This is a genomic window from Kocuria sp. MNB10, assembly GCF_054073685.1.
Genome location: NZ_CM133411.1, coordinates 2,726,605 through 2,742,784 on the forward strand (window position 1 = coordinate 2,726,605; position 16,180 = coordinate 2,742,784).

The 16,180-nt window shown below is 69.0% G+C and carries 14 protein-coding genes; 9 read left to right on the forward strand and 5 right to left on the reverse strand.

All coding sequences use genetic code 11. The features are described 5' to 3' along the window. Positions 1–9: 9 nt before the first annotated feature. The 9 genes from ACW9PK_RS12450 (at position 10) to secG (ending at position 9,651) form a co-directional block, all read left to right on the forward strand. Positions 10–696 carry a lysophospholipid acyltransferase family protein gene (locus ACW9PK_RS12450; RefSeq protein ID WP_408669513.1) on the forward strand — a complete coding sequence of 229 codons (687 nt, stop codon included), beginning with the start codon at positions 10–12 and terminating at the stop codon, positions 694–696. Then, positions 689–2,752, forward strand: a complete 2,064-nt coding sequence (gene uvrC, locus ACW9PK_RS12455; RefSeq protein WP_064846592.1) for an excinuclease ABC subunit UvrC — start codon at positions 689–691, stop codon at positions 2,750–2,752. The genes ACW9PK_RS12450 and uvrC overlap by 8 nt, the downstream gene beginning before the upstream one ends. A gap of 58 nt (positions 2,753–2,810) precedes the next feature. Continuing rightward, positions 2,811–3,728 carry an RNase adapter RapZ gene (gene rapZ, locus ACW9PK_RS12460; RefSeq protein WP_085107506.1) on the forward strand — a complete coding sequence of 306 codons (918 nt, stop codon included), beginning with the start codon at positions 2,811–2,813 and terminating at the stop codon, positions 3,726–3,728. A 27-nt stretch (positions 3,729–3,755) separates the two neighbouring features. Next, positions 3,756–4,829: a gluconeogenesis factor YvcK family protein gene (locus tag ACW9PK_RS12465; RefSeq protein WP_094067113.1), complete on the forward strand. Its 1,074-nt coding sequence runs from the start codon at positions 3,756–3,758 to the stop codon at positions 4,827–4,829. Between the two features lie 51 nt (positions 4,830–4,880). Beyond that, on the forward strand, positions 4,881–5,870 hold the full coding sequence (whiA, locus tag ACW9PK_RS12470) for a DNA-binding protein WhiA (RefSeq protein WP_239318529.1): 990 nt from the start codon (positions 4,881–4,883) through the stop codon (positions 5,868–5,870). Positions 5,871–6,107: 237 nt separating this feature from the next. Continuing rightward, positions 6,108–7,115 (forward strand): type I glyceraldehyde-3-phosphate dehydrogenase, encoded by a 1,008-nt coding sequence (gene gap / locus ACW9PK_RS12475; RefSeq protein WP_064846590.1) that lies wholly within the window; start codon positions 6,108–6,110, stop codon positions 7,113–7,115. Between the two features lie 85 nt (positions 7,116–7,200). Beyond that, entirely contained in the window at positions 7,201–8,424 is a 1,224-nt protein-coding gene (locus tag ACW9PK_RS12480; protein ID WP_206478520.1) for a phosphoglycerate kinase, read from the forward strand. Between the two features lie 96 nt (positions 8,425–8,520). Then, positions 8,521–9,339 carry a triose-phosphate isomerase gene (gene tpiA / locus ACW9PK_RS12485; protein WP_457016094.1) on the forward strand — a complete coding sequence of 273 codons (819 nt, stop codon included), beginning with the start codon at positions 8,521–8,523 and terminating at the stop codon, positions 9,337–9,339. A gap of 57 nt (positions 9,340–9,396) precedes the next feature. Next, positions 9,397–9,651 carry a preprotein translocase subunit SecG gene (gene secG / locus ACW9PK_RS12490; protein WP_162228974.1) on the forward strand — a complete coding sequence of 85 codons (255 nt, stop codon included), beginning with the start codon at positions 9,397–9,399 and terminating at the stop codon, positions 9,649–9,651. A 232-nt stretch (positions 9,652–9,883) separates the two neighbouring features. On the opposite strand, the gene pgl is transcribed toward secG, so the two are convergent. The 5 genes from pgl to tal form a co-directional block, all read right to left on the reverse strand. Beyond that, positions 9,884–10,687 (reverse strand): 6-phosphogluconolactonase, encoded by an 804-nt coding sequence (gene pgl / locus ACW9PK_RS12495; RefSeq protein WP_270450310.1) that lies wholly within the window; start codon positions 10,685–10,687, stop codon positions 9,884–9,886. Beyond that, positions 10,680–11,702, reverse strand: a complete 1,023-nt coding sequence (locus ACW9PK_RS12500) for a glucose-6-phosphate dehydrogenase assembly protein OpcA (RefSeq protein WP_457016096.1) — start codon at positions 11,700–11,702, stop codon at positions 10,680–10,682. Before ACW9PK_RS12500 ends, pgl begins: the two co-directional genes overlap by 8 nt. Beyond that, positions 11,699–13,237 carry a glucose-6-phosphate dehydrogenase gene (gene zwf / locus ACW9PK_RS12505; RefSeq protein ID WP_064845169.1) on the reverse strand — a complete coding sequence of 513 codons (1,539 nt, stop codon included), beginning with the start codon at positions 13,235–13,237 and terminating at the stop codon, positions 11,699–11,701. The genes ACW9PK_RS12500 and zwf overlap by 4 nt, the downstream gene beginning before the upstream one ends. A 33-nt stretch (positions 13,238–13,270) precedes the next feature. Next, on the reverse strand, positions 13,271–14,875 hold the full coding sequence (locus ACW9PK_RS12510) for a glucose-6-phosphate isomerase (protein WP_457016098.1): 1,605 nt from the start codon (positions 14,873–14,875) through the stop codon (positions 13,271–13,273). A 120-nt stretch (positions 14,876–14,995) separates the two neighbouring features. Next, a complete protein-coding gene (tal, locus tag ACW9PK_RS12515; protein WP_457016099.1) occupies positions 14,996–16,102 on the reverse strand; it encodes a transaldolase in 1,107 nt (368 codons plus the stop codon). Positions 16,103–16,180: the final 78 nt, after the last annotated feature.

A 16,180-nucleotide genomic window follows, 5' to 3' on the forward strand; every position in this document is an offset into this window, starting at 1 on the left:
CGAGCAGTGATCACGAAATACGACCTGACCAAGGCCTCGGTGGCGCGCGCCCTGAGGCTGCTGTGTCGTCCCGTGATCACGGGTCTGGAGAACCTCCCGCAGGACGGCCCCGTGATCATCGCGTCCAACCACCTGTCCTTCCTGGACTCGGTCATCATCTCCGCGTTCATGCCCCGCCGGGTCAAGTTCATCGCCAAGGCGGAGTACGTCAACAGCCCCGGGATCAAGGGCAAGCTCATGCGCGAGGCCTTCGAGTTCATCGACATCATCCCCGTGACCCGCGGTCAGCAGAGCGAGTCCGTGGCGGCCCTGGATCCCGCCGTGGAACACCTCAAGCAGGGCAACGTGTTCGGGATCTACCCGGAGGGCACGCGCTCCCGGGACGGTTACCTGTACCGCGGGCACTCCGGCGTGGCCTACCTGGCCTACGTCACGGGCGCCCCGGTGGTGCCCGTGGGGCTGATCGGCACCCAGCGGTTGCAACCGCCCGGGGCTACCATGATCCGCCCCGCCAAGTTCGAGATGCACGTGGGGGAGCCCATCCCCACACCGGAGTCCCACGGGCACCAGACGGGCAAGCTGCGCAAGATTTACGTGGAGCAGATCATGACCACGATCGCGGGACTATCCGGGCAACCGCGCAAGGACGTGTACAACGTGTCCCCGTCCGTGCAGAGGGACGCCGGGCGTGGCTGACCCGGCGAGCTACAGACCGGCCCGACAGGACATCCCCACCAATCCGGGGGTCTACCGGTTCCGGGACGAACACGGCCGTGTGATCTACGTGGGCAAGGCCAAGAACCTGCGCAACCGGCTCTCGTCCTACTTCGCGCCCCTGCACCAGCTCGCGCCCAAGACCCGCACCATGGTCACCACGGCCGCGGCGGTGCAGTGGACCGTGGTGGGCTCGGAGTTCGAGTCCCTGCAGCTCGAGTACACGTGGATCAAAGAGTTCGCGCCCCGGTTCAACATCGCCTACCGGGACGACAAGTCCTATCCGTACCTGGCGGTCACGATGTCCGAGGACGTCCCGCGGGCCATGGTCACACGCGGGGAGAAGAAACCGGGCAACCGCTACTTCGGCCCCTATTCTCAGGCGTGGGCCATCCGGGACACCCTGGACGCCCTGTTGCGGGTCTTCCCCGTGCGCACGTGCACCAAGGGTGTGTTCCAGCGCGCCGAGCGCAGTGGCCGACCGTGCCTGCTGGGTTACATCGACAAGTGCTCGGCGCCGTGCGTGGGGGAGATCTCCCGCGAGGACCACCGCCGGCTCGCCGACGACCTGTGCCGCTTCATGGCCGGACACGCCAAGCCGTACATCCGGGAGCTCACGCGGCAAATGAACGAGGCCGCCGAGCGTATGGACTTCGAGACCGCTGCGGCACGCCGCGACGACGTCGGCGCGCTCGAGCGGGCTTTCGAGCGCAACACGGTGGTGCTCGCGGACACCACGGACGCGGACTTCTTCGCGATCGCCGAGGACGAGCTCGAGGCCGCGGTCCAGGTGTTCTACGTGCGTGGTGGCCGGATCCGGGGTCAGCGCGGGTGGATCACCGAGAAGGTCGAGGACGTCACGACCGCCCAGCTCATGACCCACCTGTTGCAACAGGTCTACGGCGAGGCGCAATCGGAACTGGCCCCCGCGCCGTCGGCCCGCAGGAAACAGACCGCAGGCGGGAGCACGGACGTGGTCGCCAAGCACCGCCGCACGTCCGAGCTCGCGTACCGTCAGGACACGATCCCGCGCACGGTGTACGTGTCCGCGGAACCGGACGAGGCGGACGAGCTGCGCAACTGGCTCAGTGAGCTGCGCGGTTCCCAGGTGGCCATCCAACGGCCCCAGCGCGGTGACAAGGCGCAGCTGCTCGAGACCGTCGCGGAGAATGCGCGCCAGGCGCTGGCCCTGCACAAGTCCCGCCGCGCGGGGGACCTGACCACGCGCTCGGCGTCCCTGCAGCAGTTGCAGGAGGCCCTGGACCTCCCGGACGCCCTCATGCGCATCGAGTGCTACGACATCTCCCACGTCCAGGGCACCAACGTGGTCGCGTCCATGGTCGTGTTCGAGGACGGTCTGCCGCGCAAGTCGGAGTACCGCAAGTTCTCGATCACTGGCGACGCCGCACGGGACGACACCGCGTCCATGTACGACGTCATCCACCGCCGGTTCTCCCGCCACCTCGAACAGCAGCGCCGCGCCGCGGAGAAGGGCGTGCACAGCGGGGAGGTGGCCCCGGACGCCGACGACGCGCCCGCGCGCGCCTTCGCGTATCCCCCCAATCTCGTGATCGTGGACGGCGGCCCGCCCCAGGTCGCGGCGGCCCAGCGCGCCCTGGACGACCTCGGCGTGGACGACGTCCACGTGGTGGGTCTGGCCAAGCGGCTCGAGGAGGTGTGGGTGCCCGACGACGAGTTCCCGGTCATCCTGCCCCGCGCCTCGGAAGGGTTGTTCCTCATGCAGCGCGTGCGCGACGAGGCCCACCGTTTCGCGATCACGTTCCACCGGCAGAAGCGCTCCAAAGCCATGACGGTCTCCGCGCTCGACGACGTGCCTGGGCTGGGCCCGGCCAAGCAGAAGGCCCTGCTCAAGCACTTCGGCTCGGTCAAGAAACTGCGCGCCGCGACCGCGGAGGAGATCCTCGAGGTCAAGGGCTTCGGGCCCGCGTTGGCCACCAAGGTCGCGCAGACCCTCGGGGGCGGCACCGAGGCCCGGGAGCCCGCTGTGGATACCGAGACGGGCGAACTGCTCGACTGAAACTGGTCTACCCTGGAAACGAACCCTGCAGTCGGAAGATCAGGCGGTCCGTGACCACATGAGCAGCCCACCCCCGGAAGCCACGCCCTCCACCCTGGAACCGGTGAAGCCCCCCACGGCGGAGTTGCTGATCGTGACCGGGATGTCCGGGGCGGGTCGCTCCACGGCGGCCAACGCGCTCGAGGACCTCGGGTGGTACGTCGTGGACAACCTGCCCCCGCAGATGCTCGGGACGCTGGCGGACCTCGTGTCGCGGACCCCGCAGACCCTGCCCAAGCTCGCCGTGGTGATCGACGTGCGTGGCAAGGCACTGTTCAACGACATGCGTGAGACCCTCGCCGCGCTCGAACGCTCGGGCGTGGAGTTCTCGGTGCTGTTCCTCGAGGCCTCGGACGAGGTGCTCGTCTCGCGCTACGAGCTCCAGCGCCGCCCCCACCCCCTGCAGGCGGGCGGCCGGATCCTGGACGGGATCCGCGCCGAGCGCGAGCTGTTGCGCGATCTGCGCGAGACCGCCGACTCCGTGCTGGACACCTCGTCCTTCAACGTGCACGCGCTGACCAAGGCCGTCGCGGACATGTTCTCCACGAGCGGTCCGGTGGTGCTGCGGCTCACGGTCATGAGCTTCGGGTTCAAGTACGGCGTGCCCGCGGACGCGAACTTCCTCGCGGACGTGCGTTTCATCCCCAATCCCCACTGGGTCCCCGCGTTGCGCCCGCGCACGGGCAAGGACCCCGAGGTGCGGGACTACGTCTTCGGCCACCACGGCACGCCGACCTTCGTGGACCGCTTCGTGGCCATGCTCGAACCGGTGTTCGCCGGCTACCGCACCGAGAACAAGCACTACGCGAGCATCGCCATCGGGTGCACGGGAGGCAAGCACCGTTCCGTGGCGATCACCGAGGAGGTCGCGCGGCGGCTCAGCAAGTCCCCCCGCGTGACCGTCAACATCCAGCACCGGGACCTGGGCCGCGAGTAGTCCCGCCCCCCAGAAATTACGGATTCCATGACTAACTTTCCTACGACGGGTGCGTTGCCCCGGTTGCCGCTGAGCAGCCGACGCGACGTGGACCCCTACCACTCGTTGGACGCCTCCGCGCGTGCGTCCCTGACGGATGCCGATTCCGTGGTCGCCCTGGGTGGCGGTCACGGGTTGTCCGCGAGCCTGTCCGCCTTGCGTCTGTTAGCACCGGCCCTCACGGCCGTGGTCACGGTCGCGGACGACGGCGGATCGTCCGGTCGACTGCGCAACGACCTGGGCGTCCTGCCGCCCGGCGATCTGCGGATGGCGCTGGCGGCGCTGTGCGACGACTCCCAATGGGGTCGCACGTGGAGCGACGTGATGCAGCACCGGTTCAGCATCAAGACCCACCCGGACGAGGGTCTGGACAACCATGCCCTGGGGAACCTGCTGATCGTGACGTTGTGGGAGCTGCTCGGCGACCCCGTGGAGGGACTGCGCTGGGCCGGTGCGCTGCTGGGTGCGCGCGGCCAGGTGCTACCCATGAGTTGCCTCCCGCTCGTGATCGAGGGGGATGTCTCGCCCGGGAGCAATCCCACGCAGGAGTGCCCCCCGGAGAAGATTACGCGCACCGTCACGGGCCAGTCACGGCTCGCCAAGGAGGCGGACGTGTGCAACGTGCGCCTGTCCCCGGCGGACGCCCCCGCGTGCCCGGAGGCCGTCACCGCGATCGAGGAGGCCGCGTGGGTCGTGCTCGGTCCCGGGTCGTGGCACACCTCCGTACTGCCGCACCTGTTGCTGTCCGAACTGCGGGACGCGATTTGTCGGTCCCCGGCCAAGCGTCTCGTCACGCTGAACCTCTCCCGGGATTCCGAGACCCTCAGCATGGGATCGGGGGACCAGTTGCGCGTGCTCAAGCGCTACGCCCCGGACCTGCGCCTGGACGTGGTGCTCGCGGACCCGTCCGCCGCGGAGTCCCCCAAGGACGTCGAGGCGGCGGCCGCCCAGCTCGGCGCCGTCGTGCACTGGGACTCGCTGCGGGACACGAGCGGCAGTTCGGTGCACAACCCCTTCAAACTGGCCGCGGCCTATCAACAGATCATGAACGCGCAGCGCTGAGCGGGAGCCCCCGCCGCGCAGCACACGTACTCGGCAAGGAGATCGACAACCATGGCATTGACCGCTTCGGTCAAGGAAGAACTCTCGCACCTGCAGGTGCGCAAGTCCGCGGTGCGCGCGGCGGAGCTCTCGGCGCTGTTGCGCTTCGCGGGCGGGCTGCACATCGTGGGCGGGCGGATCGTGGTGCAGGCGGAGCTGGACACCGAATCTGTCGCGCGCCGCGCGGCACGCGCCGTGGGGGAGGTCTTCGGCCACGAGTGCGAGCTCGGGGTGATCAGCGGCGGTGGTCTGCGCCGGGACCGTACGTGGGTCGTGCGGGTTGCCCGCGACGGTGAGGCGCTGGCCCGGCGCACCGGGTTGCTGGACGCCCACGGTCGTCCCGTGCGCGGTCTGCCGCCCACCGTAGTCAACGGCAGCGTCGAGGAGTCCGCCGCCGTGATCCGAGGTGCCTTCCTGGCCCACGGTTCGCTCACCGAACCGGGGCGGGCCGCGGCGATGGAATTCACGTGCCCCGGTCCCGAGGCGGCGCTCGCGCTCGTGGGTTCCGCGCGTCGGCTGGACGTGCTCGCCAAGGCGCGGCAGGTGCGCGGGGCGGACCGCGTCGTCGTGCGCGACGGGGACACGATCGCCACGCTGCTCACGCGCCTGGGCGCGCACCGCGCTCTGCTGCAGTGGGAGGACCGCCGGATGCGCAAGGAGGTGCGCGCCACGGCCAACCGGCTCGCGAACTTCGACGACGCCAACCTGCGCCGCTCCGCGCAGGCCGCGGTCACGGCGGGGGCCAAGGTCGAGCGTGCCCTGGACCTGCTCGGGGACGACGCCCCGGAGCATCTGCGGGCCGCCGGCCGGCTCCGGGTCGCCAACAAGCAGGCGAGCCTGGATGAGCTGGGTCGGTTGTCGGACCCGCCCCTGACCAAGGACGCGATCGCCGGGCGGATCCGCCGACTGCTCGCCATGGCGGACCGCCGTGCCGAGGAACTGGGTGTGGCCACGACCTCCGAGTTCGCCGCGCACGCTGGGTCGGAACAGCAGCGCGCATAGTAGCACCCGCGGACAACACGCCGGTGCTGTGGGTTTGTGTGGGGTTTACGGGAGAGTCGCCTGAATGTGCGTCGAGCCCCTGTCGGACCGCGTGAATTCTCGGTAGAATAGGACCGGAAGACCCGGCGGGCCTCGAACGACGTCGAGAACAGAGTGTGGGAGTTCTACCGTTTGGTTTGGATCCCACATCTCGACGGACCGGTACCCGCCAACCCCCGACAGACAGAGGAGATCGCAGTGACAGTAAAGGTTGGCATCAACGGTTTCGGACGGATCGGACGCTGCTTCGCGCGGGCCCTGTACACCGAGCACGGCCACGACATCGAGTTGGTCGCGGTGAACGACCTCACGGATCCGGAGACCTTGAAGCACCTGTTCGAGTTCGACTCCGTCATGGGCCGGCTCGGCGCGGACGTCACCCTGGACGGTGACATGATGACCGTGAACGGCCACCAGGTGAAGTTCCTGGCCGAGGCCGATCCCTCCAAGCTGCCCTGGGGCGAGCTCGGCGTGGACATTGTGATCGAGTGCACGGGCAGGTTCACGACCGGCCCCAAGATGCAGGCGCACCTGGACGCCGGTGCCAAGAAGGTCGTGCTCTCCGCACCGGGCAAGGAAGTGGACGGCACGTTCGTCTACGGCGTGAACCACGAATCCTACGACTCGGCCAGCATGAACCTGGTCTCCGCCGCGTCCTGCACCACCAACTGCCTCGCGCCGCTGGCCAAGGTCATCAACGACGAGTTCGGCATCGAGCGCGGTCTCATGACCACGATCCACGCCTACACGGGTGACCAGCGCCTGCACGACGCCCCGCACAAGGACCTGCGCCGCGCCCGCGCCGCCGCGCTGAGCATGATCCCCACGACCACCGGTGCCGCCGCCGCCGTGGGCCTCGTGCTGCCCGAGCTCAAGGGCAAGCTGGACGGCTTCGCCGTGCGCGTCCCGGTTCCCACCGGCTCGCTCGTGGACCTCACCGTGGACGTGGAGAAGGACGTCACGGTCGAGTCCGTGAACGCCGCGATCAAGCAGGCCGCCGAGGGCCCCTTCAAGGGCATCATCGAGTACTCCGAGGAAGCGCTCGTCTCCAAGGACATCGAGGGCTACGACGTCTCCACCGTGTTCGACGCGCCCCTGACCAAGGTCATCGACAACCAGGTCAAGGTCATCGCGTGGTACGACAACGAGTGGGGCTACACCCTGCGTCTCGTGGACTTCGTCTCCTACGTAGCGGATAAGCTCTGAGTCAGACCGCTCAGTGGCGCCGGTGCCCGCGGGTACCGGCGCCATTGTCATCAGTACGGCATCACCACAGGAAGGGATGACGGATATGGCCAAGTCACTGGACGATCTCATGGCGGAGGGGGTCGCGGGTCGCCGCGTGCTCGTGCGCTCGGACCTCAACGTTCCGCTTGACGGTTCCACCGTGACCGACGACGGTCGCGTGCGCGCGTCCTTACCGGTGCTCACCAAGCTCGCCGACGCCGGCGCACGCCTGATCGTCATGGCGCACCTCGGGCGCCCCAAGGGCACCGTGGATCCCAAGTACTCGATCGAGCCGGCCGCCGCGCGCCTGGCCGAGCTCGCGGACGCGGACGTCGTCGTCGCCTCGGACGTGGTGGGTCAGGACGCCCACGAGAAGGCCGAGGCCTTGCAGGACGGACAGATCCTCGTGCTCGAGAATGTGCGCTTCGACCCGCGCGAGACGTCCAAGGACGACGCCGAGCGGGAGGAGTTCGCGGCCGAGCTCGCGTCCCTGACGGGGGAGAACGGTGCGTACGTGGATGACGCCTTCGGGGCCGTGCACCGCAAGCACGCCTCCGTGTACGACATCGCCCGCGCGCTGCCCGGTTACCTGGGTGACCTGGTCAAGACCGAGGTGGACGTCCTGCGCAAGGTTATCTCCGATCCCGAGCGCCCGTTCGTGGTGGTCATGGGTGGGTCCAAGGTCTCCGACAAGCTGGCCGTGATCGACAACCTGATCGGTAAGGCGGACTCGCTGCTCATCGGCGGCGGCATGGTCTTCACGTTCCTCGCGGCCCAGGGTCACGCGGTGGGTTCGTCCCTGCTCGAGAAGGACCAGATCGACACCGTCAAGGGTTACCTGGACCGCGCCGCCGAGGCGGGCACCGAGATCGTGCTGCCCGTGGACGTTGTGTACGCCTCCGAGTTCTCCAAGGACGCCGAGCACGAGGTCCGCCCGGTCTCGGACATCGAGGGTGGGAAGATCGGTGACTCCGGCTTGGGCCTGGACATCGGCCCCGAGTCCGCCGAACTGTTCGCGCGCACGATCGCCGAGGCGAAGACCGTGTTCTGGAACGGTCCTGTGGGCGTGTTCGAGATGCCGGCGTTCGCCAACGGCACCAAGACCGTGGCGCAGGCCCTCGTGGACTCCGACGCCATGAGCGTGATCGGCGGCGGCGACTCCGCCTCCGCCGTGCGCAACCTGGGATACCGGGACGACCAGTTCGGCCACATCTCTACGGGGGGTGGCGCGTCGCTCGAGTACATCGAGGGTAAGGAATTGCCGGGCCTCGTGGCGCTGGGCGCCTGAGCCGCCACACACCGTGATGCGTGGGGCCCGCCGCCGCGGGCCCCACGCGCCCGCCCCCGTCCACAGCCACGCCGCACGACCGAAGGAGATCCAGCCATGACCACCCAGACCAACGGTGTCTTCGACCGCACGCCCCTGATCGCGGGCAACTGGAAGATGAACATGGACCACACGCAGGGCATCGCCCTGCTGCAGAAGCTCGCGTGGACGCTCAAGGACGCCAAGCACGACTTCTCCCGCGTGGAGGTCGCGGTGTTCCCCCCGTTCACCGACCTGCGCTCCGTGCAGTCCCTAGTGGACGGTGACGGACTGCAGATCGCCTACGGCGCCCAGGACCTCTCCGACCAGGATTCCGGGGCGTACACGGGAGACGTCTCGGGCCAGTTCCTGGCCAAGCTCGGCTGCCGTTACGCGCTCGTGGGGCACTCCGAACGGCGCAGCATCCACTCGGAATCCGATGAGCAGTGCCGCGACAAGGTCCGCGCTGCGATCCGTCACGGCCTGACCCCCATGCTGTGCATCGGCGAGGGTCTCGAGCAGCGCCAGGCGGGTGAGCACGTGCAGTACACGCTCGAGCAGTTGCGCGGGAGCCTCGCGGAGCTCAACGCCGGCGAGCTCGAGGGCCTCGTGGTGGCCTACGAACCCGTGTGGGCCATCGGCACGGGTGAGGTGGCCGGGCCCGAGGACGCCCAGGAGATGGCGCACGCCATCCGGGCGGAGCTCGAGTCGCTGTACGGCGAGGACTTCGCGAAGGCCACGCGGGTGCTCTACGGCGGTTCGGTGAAGTCCTCGAACGTCGCGAACATCCTCGGGGGAGCGGACGTGGACGGTGCCCTGGTGGGCGGTGCCAGTCTGGACGCGGAGGAATTTGCTAAGATTGCCCGGTTCGAGCAGCACCTGGTCACCGACCAGTGATCCCCTCCGGTCGCTGAAAGTCGACCCGCCCCCGAGATTCGTGAATCGAGGCTATTCGTGGAGATCCTCCAGATCGCCCTCCAGGTGATCATCGTGGTCACCGGCATCCTGTGCATCATGTTCGTCCTGCTCAACAAGGGCAAGGGCGGCGGTCTGTCGGACATGTTCGGTGGCGGGATGACCCAGTCGCTGAACACCTCCGGCGCTGCGCAGAAGAACGTGGTGCGGATCACCACCGTGCTGGCGATCGTGTGGGTCCTGGCCATCGTGAGCTACGGCCTGCTGATGCGCTTTAACGGCCCGGGGGTCTGAGACCCGCCGGACGCGCACCGGCTGTTCCGGTCGCCTCGACTCGGCGCAGCACAAGAACTCGGCACAGCAGAAGAACTCAGTAGAGCAGACGACGTCGGCCCGGACCGTGAAGGTCCGGGCCGACGTCGTCGTATCCGGGTTGCGATGTCGTCCCGTCCGTACCGGGCGATGGGCCGGATCCGGGGGCGGGATCATGGGCTCAGCCCGCCGTCCCGCCCCCGGGGCCGTGGGCTCAGCCCGCGGTGCCGCCCGCCGGGTCGGGGTCCTCGGGCACGCCCGGGAGGGCGTCCTCCGTGACGAGCCACAGGGTCTCCCGGGTCCCGCGCACCGCGCTGGCCGGGGCCTCGGTCGCGGTGATCCCCGGCCGTCGGATCGTGGCGAGGGCCTCGGCCTTCGCGGCCCCGGCGACCAGCAACCAGACCCGCTGCGCGGAATTGATCGCGGGTAGTGACATGGTGACGCGGGTGGGCGGCGGTTTGGGGGAGTCCTCCACCGCGAACACCGGGGCGTCCGTGCGCAGGACGTCCTCGCGGCCCGGGAACAGGGACGCCACGTGGGTGTCCGGGCCCAGGCTCAGCAGGGCCAGGTCGAAGACCGGCAGGCCCGTGTCGGATCCCTCGTGCTCGGCCGCGGCGGCGAGTTCCTCGGCGTAGTCCTCGGCCGCGGCATCGGCCGAGGCGATCTCGTCCGAACCCGCCACGGGGTGCACGCGGTCCCACGTCAGCTCGTGGGTCTCGTCCCACGCGTCCGCGGCCTGGACACCGTTGCGTTCGCCGTCCGCGCCAGGCAGGAACCGCTCGTCCGACCACCACACGTTCACGCGCGACCAGTCGATCACGGCGGCGTCCGGGTTGCCGGCCAGCTCACCGATCACGCGGGTCCCCATGCTCCCGCCGGTCAGCACGAGGGTGGCCTCCCCGCGTTCGTCCTGGGCGTGCTCGAGCACCTCGAGGACGCGCCGGGCGGTGTCCCGGGCAAGGCGTTCGTCACCCTCGTGCGGGACGAGTCGCGGTTCCGGGCGGGACGGCTCACTCATCGCCGGCCCCCTGGGTCGATGCGGAAACCGAGGCATCGTCGCCCTGCACCGTGGTGTTCTCGGAAGACTCTGGGGCCTCCTCACCGACGGTGCGGGTCGTGATCCGGGCACTCGCGAGCCCCGAGGTGATGACCTCGCCGTAGACCTCGTCCGCGTCCAACCGCCGCAGTTCCTCCGCGAGGCACGCGTTGAGATCCCGCACGGGCATCGCGATTTGCTGATCCGGCTGGCCCGGCTGGGAGAGCACGGCCACGGTGCGGCCGGGGCGGTGCAGCTGCACCGATCCGTCGTCGGTGACCATGCACACGCGGTCGAGACCGCGCCGGGTGTCGTCGGTGATGATGGTCGCCGGGGCATCGAGCTTGCTGGACAGCCACACCCCCAACAGCACCATGGACGGCGCCACCGTGGACCCCTCGAGCACGATCTCACGCACCTTCACGGGCCCCACCTGGTCCAGGACCGCCGCGAGCTGAATGCGCCAGTTGGTGATCCGTGTCCAGGACAGGTCCGTGTCCCCGGGGCGGTACTGCTGGGACAGTTGTGCCAGGGACTCGAAGGGTGCGGGCGCGCGCGAGGAGTCGGTGATCCTGCGGTGGGCGATGCACCCGATCGAGCTCGTGCCGGGATTCTCCGGGAAGTCGTGCGGCCACCACGCCACGATGGGCGCATCCGGCAGCAACAGCGCGGAGACCAGGGTCTCGGTGGGTTCGGCGAGCTCGCCGTAGCCGTGCAGCAGGATCACCTCGGACGCACCGGCGTCCCCGCCCACGCGCAATTGCGCGTCCAAGCGGGTCTCGTCGGTGCGGGAGTGCGCTACGTGCACGATGATCCGGCACGGGTGCTCGTGACTCGCGTAGTTCGCGGCCTCGACCGCGACCTCCGAGTGACCGGCCTGCGCCAGGACCACGAGCGTCAGAACGCGGCCCAGCGTCACCACGCCGTTCTCGTCCCGCAACTGATTGAGTTTCTTCTCAATCTTCGCCGCGGTGGTGTTCTCCATCTGAACGATCACGGTCGCCTCCAAACTCGCCCGTCACGGGCCATCAACTCGTGCGCCGAGTCCGGTCCCCACGAACCCGGTGCGTACGGCTCGGGCATGACGCGCTGCTCGGCCCAGTGCTCCTCGAACGGGTCCAGGATCTTCCAGGACAGCTCCACCTCGGAGTGGTCCGGGAACAGCGGGGGCTCGCCCAGCAGGACGTCGAAGATCAACCGCTCGTAGGCCTCGGGGCTCGACTCCGTGAACGCGTGGCCGTAACCGAAGTCCATGGTCACGTCCCGGATCTCGGACTGGGTGCCCGGGACCTTGGAGCCGAAGCGGATGGTCACGCCCTCGTCCGGTTGGATCCGGATCACGATCGCGTTCTGACCGAACTCGTCGTTGTCCATGTCCCGGAACAGCAGGTTGGGCGACTTCTTGAACGCCACCGCGATCTCGGTGACCCGCCGGCCCAGCCGCTTCCCCGCGCGCAGGTAGAACGGCACGCCCGCCCAGCGGCGGTTGTTGATGTCCACGCGCAGTGCGGCGAAGGTCTCCGTGCGGGAATCCGCGGGGATGTCCTTCTCCTCGTGGAAGCCCTTGACGTAGTCCCCGCCCTGCAGCCCGGACGTGTACTGGCCCAGCGCGGAATGCTTCCCGAGGTCCTCGGGCAGCACCACGGATTCGAGTACCTTGGCCTTCTCGCGGCGCAGGTTGTGCGCCGTGAAGGACGCGGGTTCCTCCATGGCGGTGAACGCGAGCAACTGCAGCAAGTGGTTCTGGATCACGTCCCGGGCCGCGCCCACGCCGTCGTAGTAGCCGGCGCGCGAACCGATCCCGATCTCCTCGGCCATGGTGATCTGCACGTGGTCCACGTAGCGGGCGTCCCACAAGGGCTCGAACATCTGGTTCGCGAAGCGCAGCGCCAGGATGTTCTGCACCGTCTCCTTGCCCAGGTAGTGGTCGATGCGGAACACGCTGTCCGCGCGGAACACGCGTTCCACGATCGCGTTGAGCTCCCGTGCGGATTCAAGGTCATGCCCAAAGGGCTTCTCGATGACCACGCGTCGCCAGCCCGTGCTGTCCTCGCTGTCGGCGAGGTCGTGGTCCGCGAGCTGTTGGCACACCACCTCGAACGTCTTGGGCGGGATCGAGAGGTAGAACGCGTGGTTGCCGCGGGTGCCCCGGTCCCGGTCGAGCTCGTCGAGGGTCTGCGCGAGCCGGTGGTACGCGTCGTCGTCGTCGAACTCGCCGTGGACGAAACGCAGACCCGAGGCGAACTGGTTCCAGAGGTCCTCGTTGTAGGGCGTGCGCGCGTGCTCGGCGACGTGTTCCTTGACGTACTCGGCGAACTGGGCGTCGTCCCAGTCCCGCCGGCCGAACCCCACGAGGGAGAAGGCCGGCGGGAGCAGGCTACGGTTGGCCAGGTCGTACATGGCCGGCAGCAGCTTCTTCTTGGCGAGGTCACCCGTGACGCCGAACAACACGAGGGCCGACGGCGCGGCGACCCGGGTCAGGCGCCGGTCGCGGGGATCGCGTAGCGGGTTGCAGTTCTTGTTGTCAGGCACGCGTGTTCCTGTTCGTTAGCGGTTGGTGGCGGGTCACAGCTCCGATGCCACCCTGAGCAGCTGTGCGACACCCTCGGCCCGGTCCGTGAGCCGCAGCCGCACGACGGGACGGTGGTGATCGCTCAGCACACCAGCGTCGCCGTCGGCCTGCGCGCCGATGAGCTCACCGAACGTGAACGGGATCCCGGGGATGTCCACGTCAGTGCCCGTGGCCGCAGTGATCTGCAGGTAGACACCCTGCTCGGGGCCGCCCTTGTGGTACTGACCCGTGGAGTGCAGGAACCGGGGTCCCCAACCGAAGGTCACGGGACGGCCCGTGTGCCGTGCGAGCAGATCGCGGATCGACTCGAGCTGCGCCCACTCGAGACGGTCGAAGTACGCCTGCACGCTCACGTAGCCGTTCTCGGGCAGCTGGGCGAGCAGAGCGGCGAGCGCCTCGGGCACGGTCGTGGCGCCGTCGAGTAGCTGTTCACTGCCACGGATCTCGATCGCGCCGTCCGTGGCGGCGGCGGGGGAGGGCTCGGGCTTGGCGGCCAGCAGCTCGCGAGTGGCCGCCTTGGCGGATTCCACGTCCGGCTGGTTGAACGGGTCGATGCGCAGCAACTGTCCCACCACAGCGATCGCGACCTCGAACGCCATCATGAGCCCGGCCAGCGAACCGGCCACGCGCACGCCCTCGCCCTGCTCCTCCGTGACGGCCTCGTCGTCCACGAGCGAGACCACCAGGACGTCGGGGGCGCCCGACGTCACTTCGGGAGCGGCGTCGTTCACGACCACGGGCAGCACACCGGTTCCGGACTTGCCCGTGGACTCGGCGATCAGCTGCTCGGCCCAGTCCGCGAAGCCCACGAACGGCGCGCCCTGGTTCACGAGCACGATCTTGTCGCGCAGCGGGGACGTCCCGCCCAGGGCCGCGCCGAGCTGCAGACCGATGTTGTTCTCGTCGTCCTCGCGCAGCATCTCGGTGGACTCTTCGGCGTCGTCGAGCAGCGCTGCGACGTCCACGCCGGCGAGCCCCGACGGCACGAGGCCGAACGCGGTGAGCGCCGAGAAGCGTCCGCCCACGTTCGGGTCCGCGGTGAAGACCTTGCGGTAGCCCGCCTCACGGGACGCGGAGTCCATGGGGGAACCGGGATCCGTCACGACCACCACGCGCGACGGCGCGTCGATGCCCGCGCGCTCGAACGCGTCCACGAACACGCGCCGGGCGGAGTCCGTCTCGACCGTGGACCCGGACTTGGAGGAGACCACGAGCGCGGTGTGCTCGAGGTCCTCGAGCGCCTTGGTGACCATCTCCGGGTCGGTGGAGTCCAGCACGAACAGGTCCACCCCCGCGCTGCGCGTGATCACCTCTGGGGCCAGGGACGAACCGCCCATGCCCGCGAGCACGAAACGGGTCACGCCCTCCCGGGCGAAGTCGTGGCGCAACTGCTCGATCTCGGGCACCAGGGGGCGCGAGACGCGCACGGCGTCGGTCCACCCGAGCCGGATCGCGGCCTCCTCCTGCGCGGCGGAGCCCCACAGCGCGGGGTTCTGGTCGAAGAGTTCGGACGCGAAGTTCTCGGCGACCAGACGCGGGACGTGCGTATCGATCGCCTCACGCGCGGCGCCGGCCGCCTGCAATGACAATGAGCTCACGGGGAGCCTCCTCGGAACTGGGTTTTCGGACAACGACGCCGCGGCGCGGCTCCGACCCGACGCTCACCGGGCGGGTGCCCGGCGCGGGATCGCAGCCGCGACGCAGTGGCTGGGTTCGGCTCAGCGGGCCTCGTCGAGGGCGGTGCGCACCGTGGCGAGCAGCTCGTCCCAGGACTTGTCGAACTTCTTCAGCCCCTCGGTCTCGAGCTGGTCCACGACCTCCTCGTAGGAGATCCCCTGCTCGGCCACGGCGTTGAGCACGTCCGTGGCCTGCTGGTAGGTCCCGGTCACGGTGTCACCGGTGATCTCGGCGTGGTCGTAGGTCGCGTCCAGGGTCTTCTCCGGCATGGTGTTCACGGTGTTCGGGGCCACGAGTTCGCTCACGTACAGCGTGTCCGGCAGGGACGGGTCCTTGACACCCGTGGACGCCCACAGGGGACGCTGCGGGTTGGCCCCGGCCGCGGCCAGGCGCTTCCAGCGCTCGGTCTCGAGCTGCTCCTCGTAGACCTGGTACGCCAGGCGCGCGTTGGCGAGACCCGCCTTGCCCTTCAGGGCCTTGGCCTCGTCCGTGCCCACGGCGTCCAGACGCTTGTCGATCTCGGTGTCCACGCGGGAGACGAAGAAGGACGCGACCGAGTGGATCGTGGAGAGGTCCTTGCCGTTCTCGAGCGCTTCCTCGAGGCCCTGCATGTACGCGTTGATGACCCCGCGGTAGCGGTCCAGGGAGAAGATCAGGGTCACGTTCACGGAGATGCCCTCCGCGATCGTGGCCGCGATCGAGGGCAGGCCCTTCTCGGTGGCGGGGATCTTGATGAGCGCATTGGGCCGGTCGATGGTCTGCGAGAGCTTCTGGGCCATGGCGGACGTGGCATCGGCGTCCTGGGCCAGGCGGGGGTCCACCTCGATGGACACGCGGCCGTCCACGCCCTGGGTGGCCTGGGCGATCGGGGTGAACAGGTCGCACGCGTCGCGCACGTCGTCGGTGGTGATGCGGAAGACGGCGTCGTCCACGGACGTGCCGGCCTTGGCCAACTCGGAGACCTGTTCGCGGTAGGACTCACCGTCCGCGAGTGCCGCGGCGAAGATCGTGGGGTTGGTGGTCACGCCCACCACGTTCTTGGTGTCGATCAGTTCCTGGAGGTTCCCGCTCGTCAGGCGCTGGCGGGAGAGGTCGTCGAGCCAGATGGAGACGCCGGCGTCGGAGAGTTTCTGGGTGGGAGTCGTCATGATGTCCTCACTTCACGTCGAAGGGTTCTGGGGCGTCGCAGGCGGCCCGAGCGGACCGCCTGCGACGTGGGACGGGGT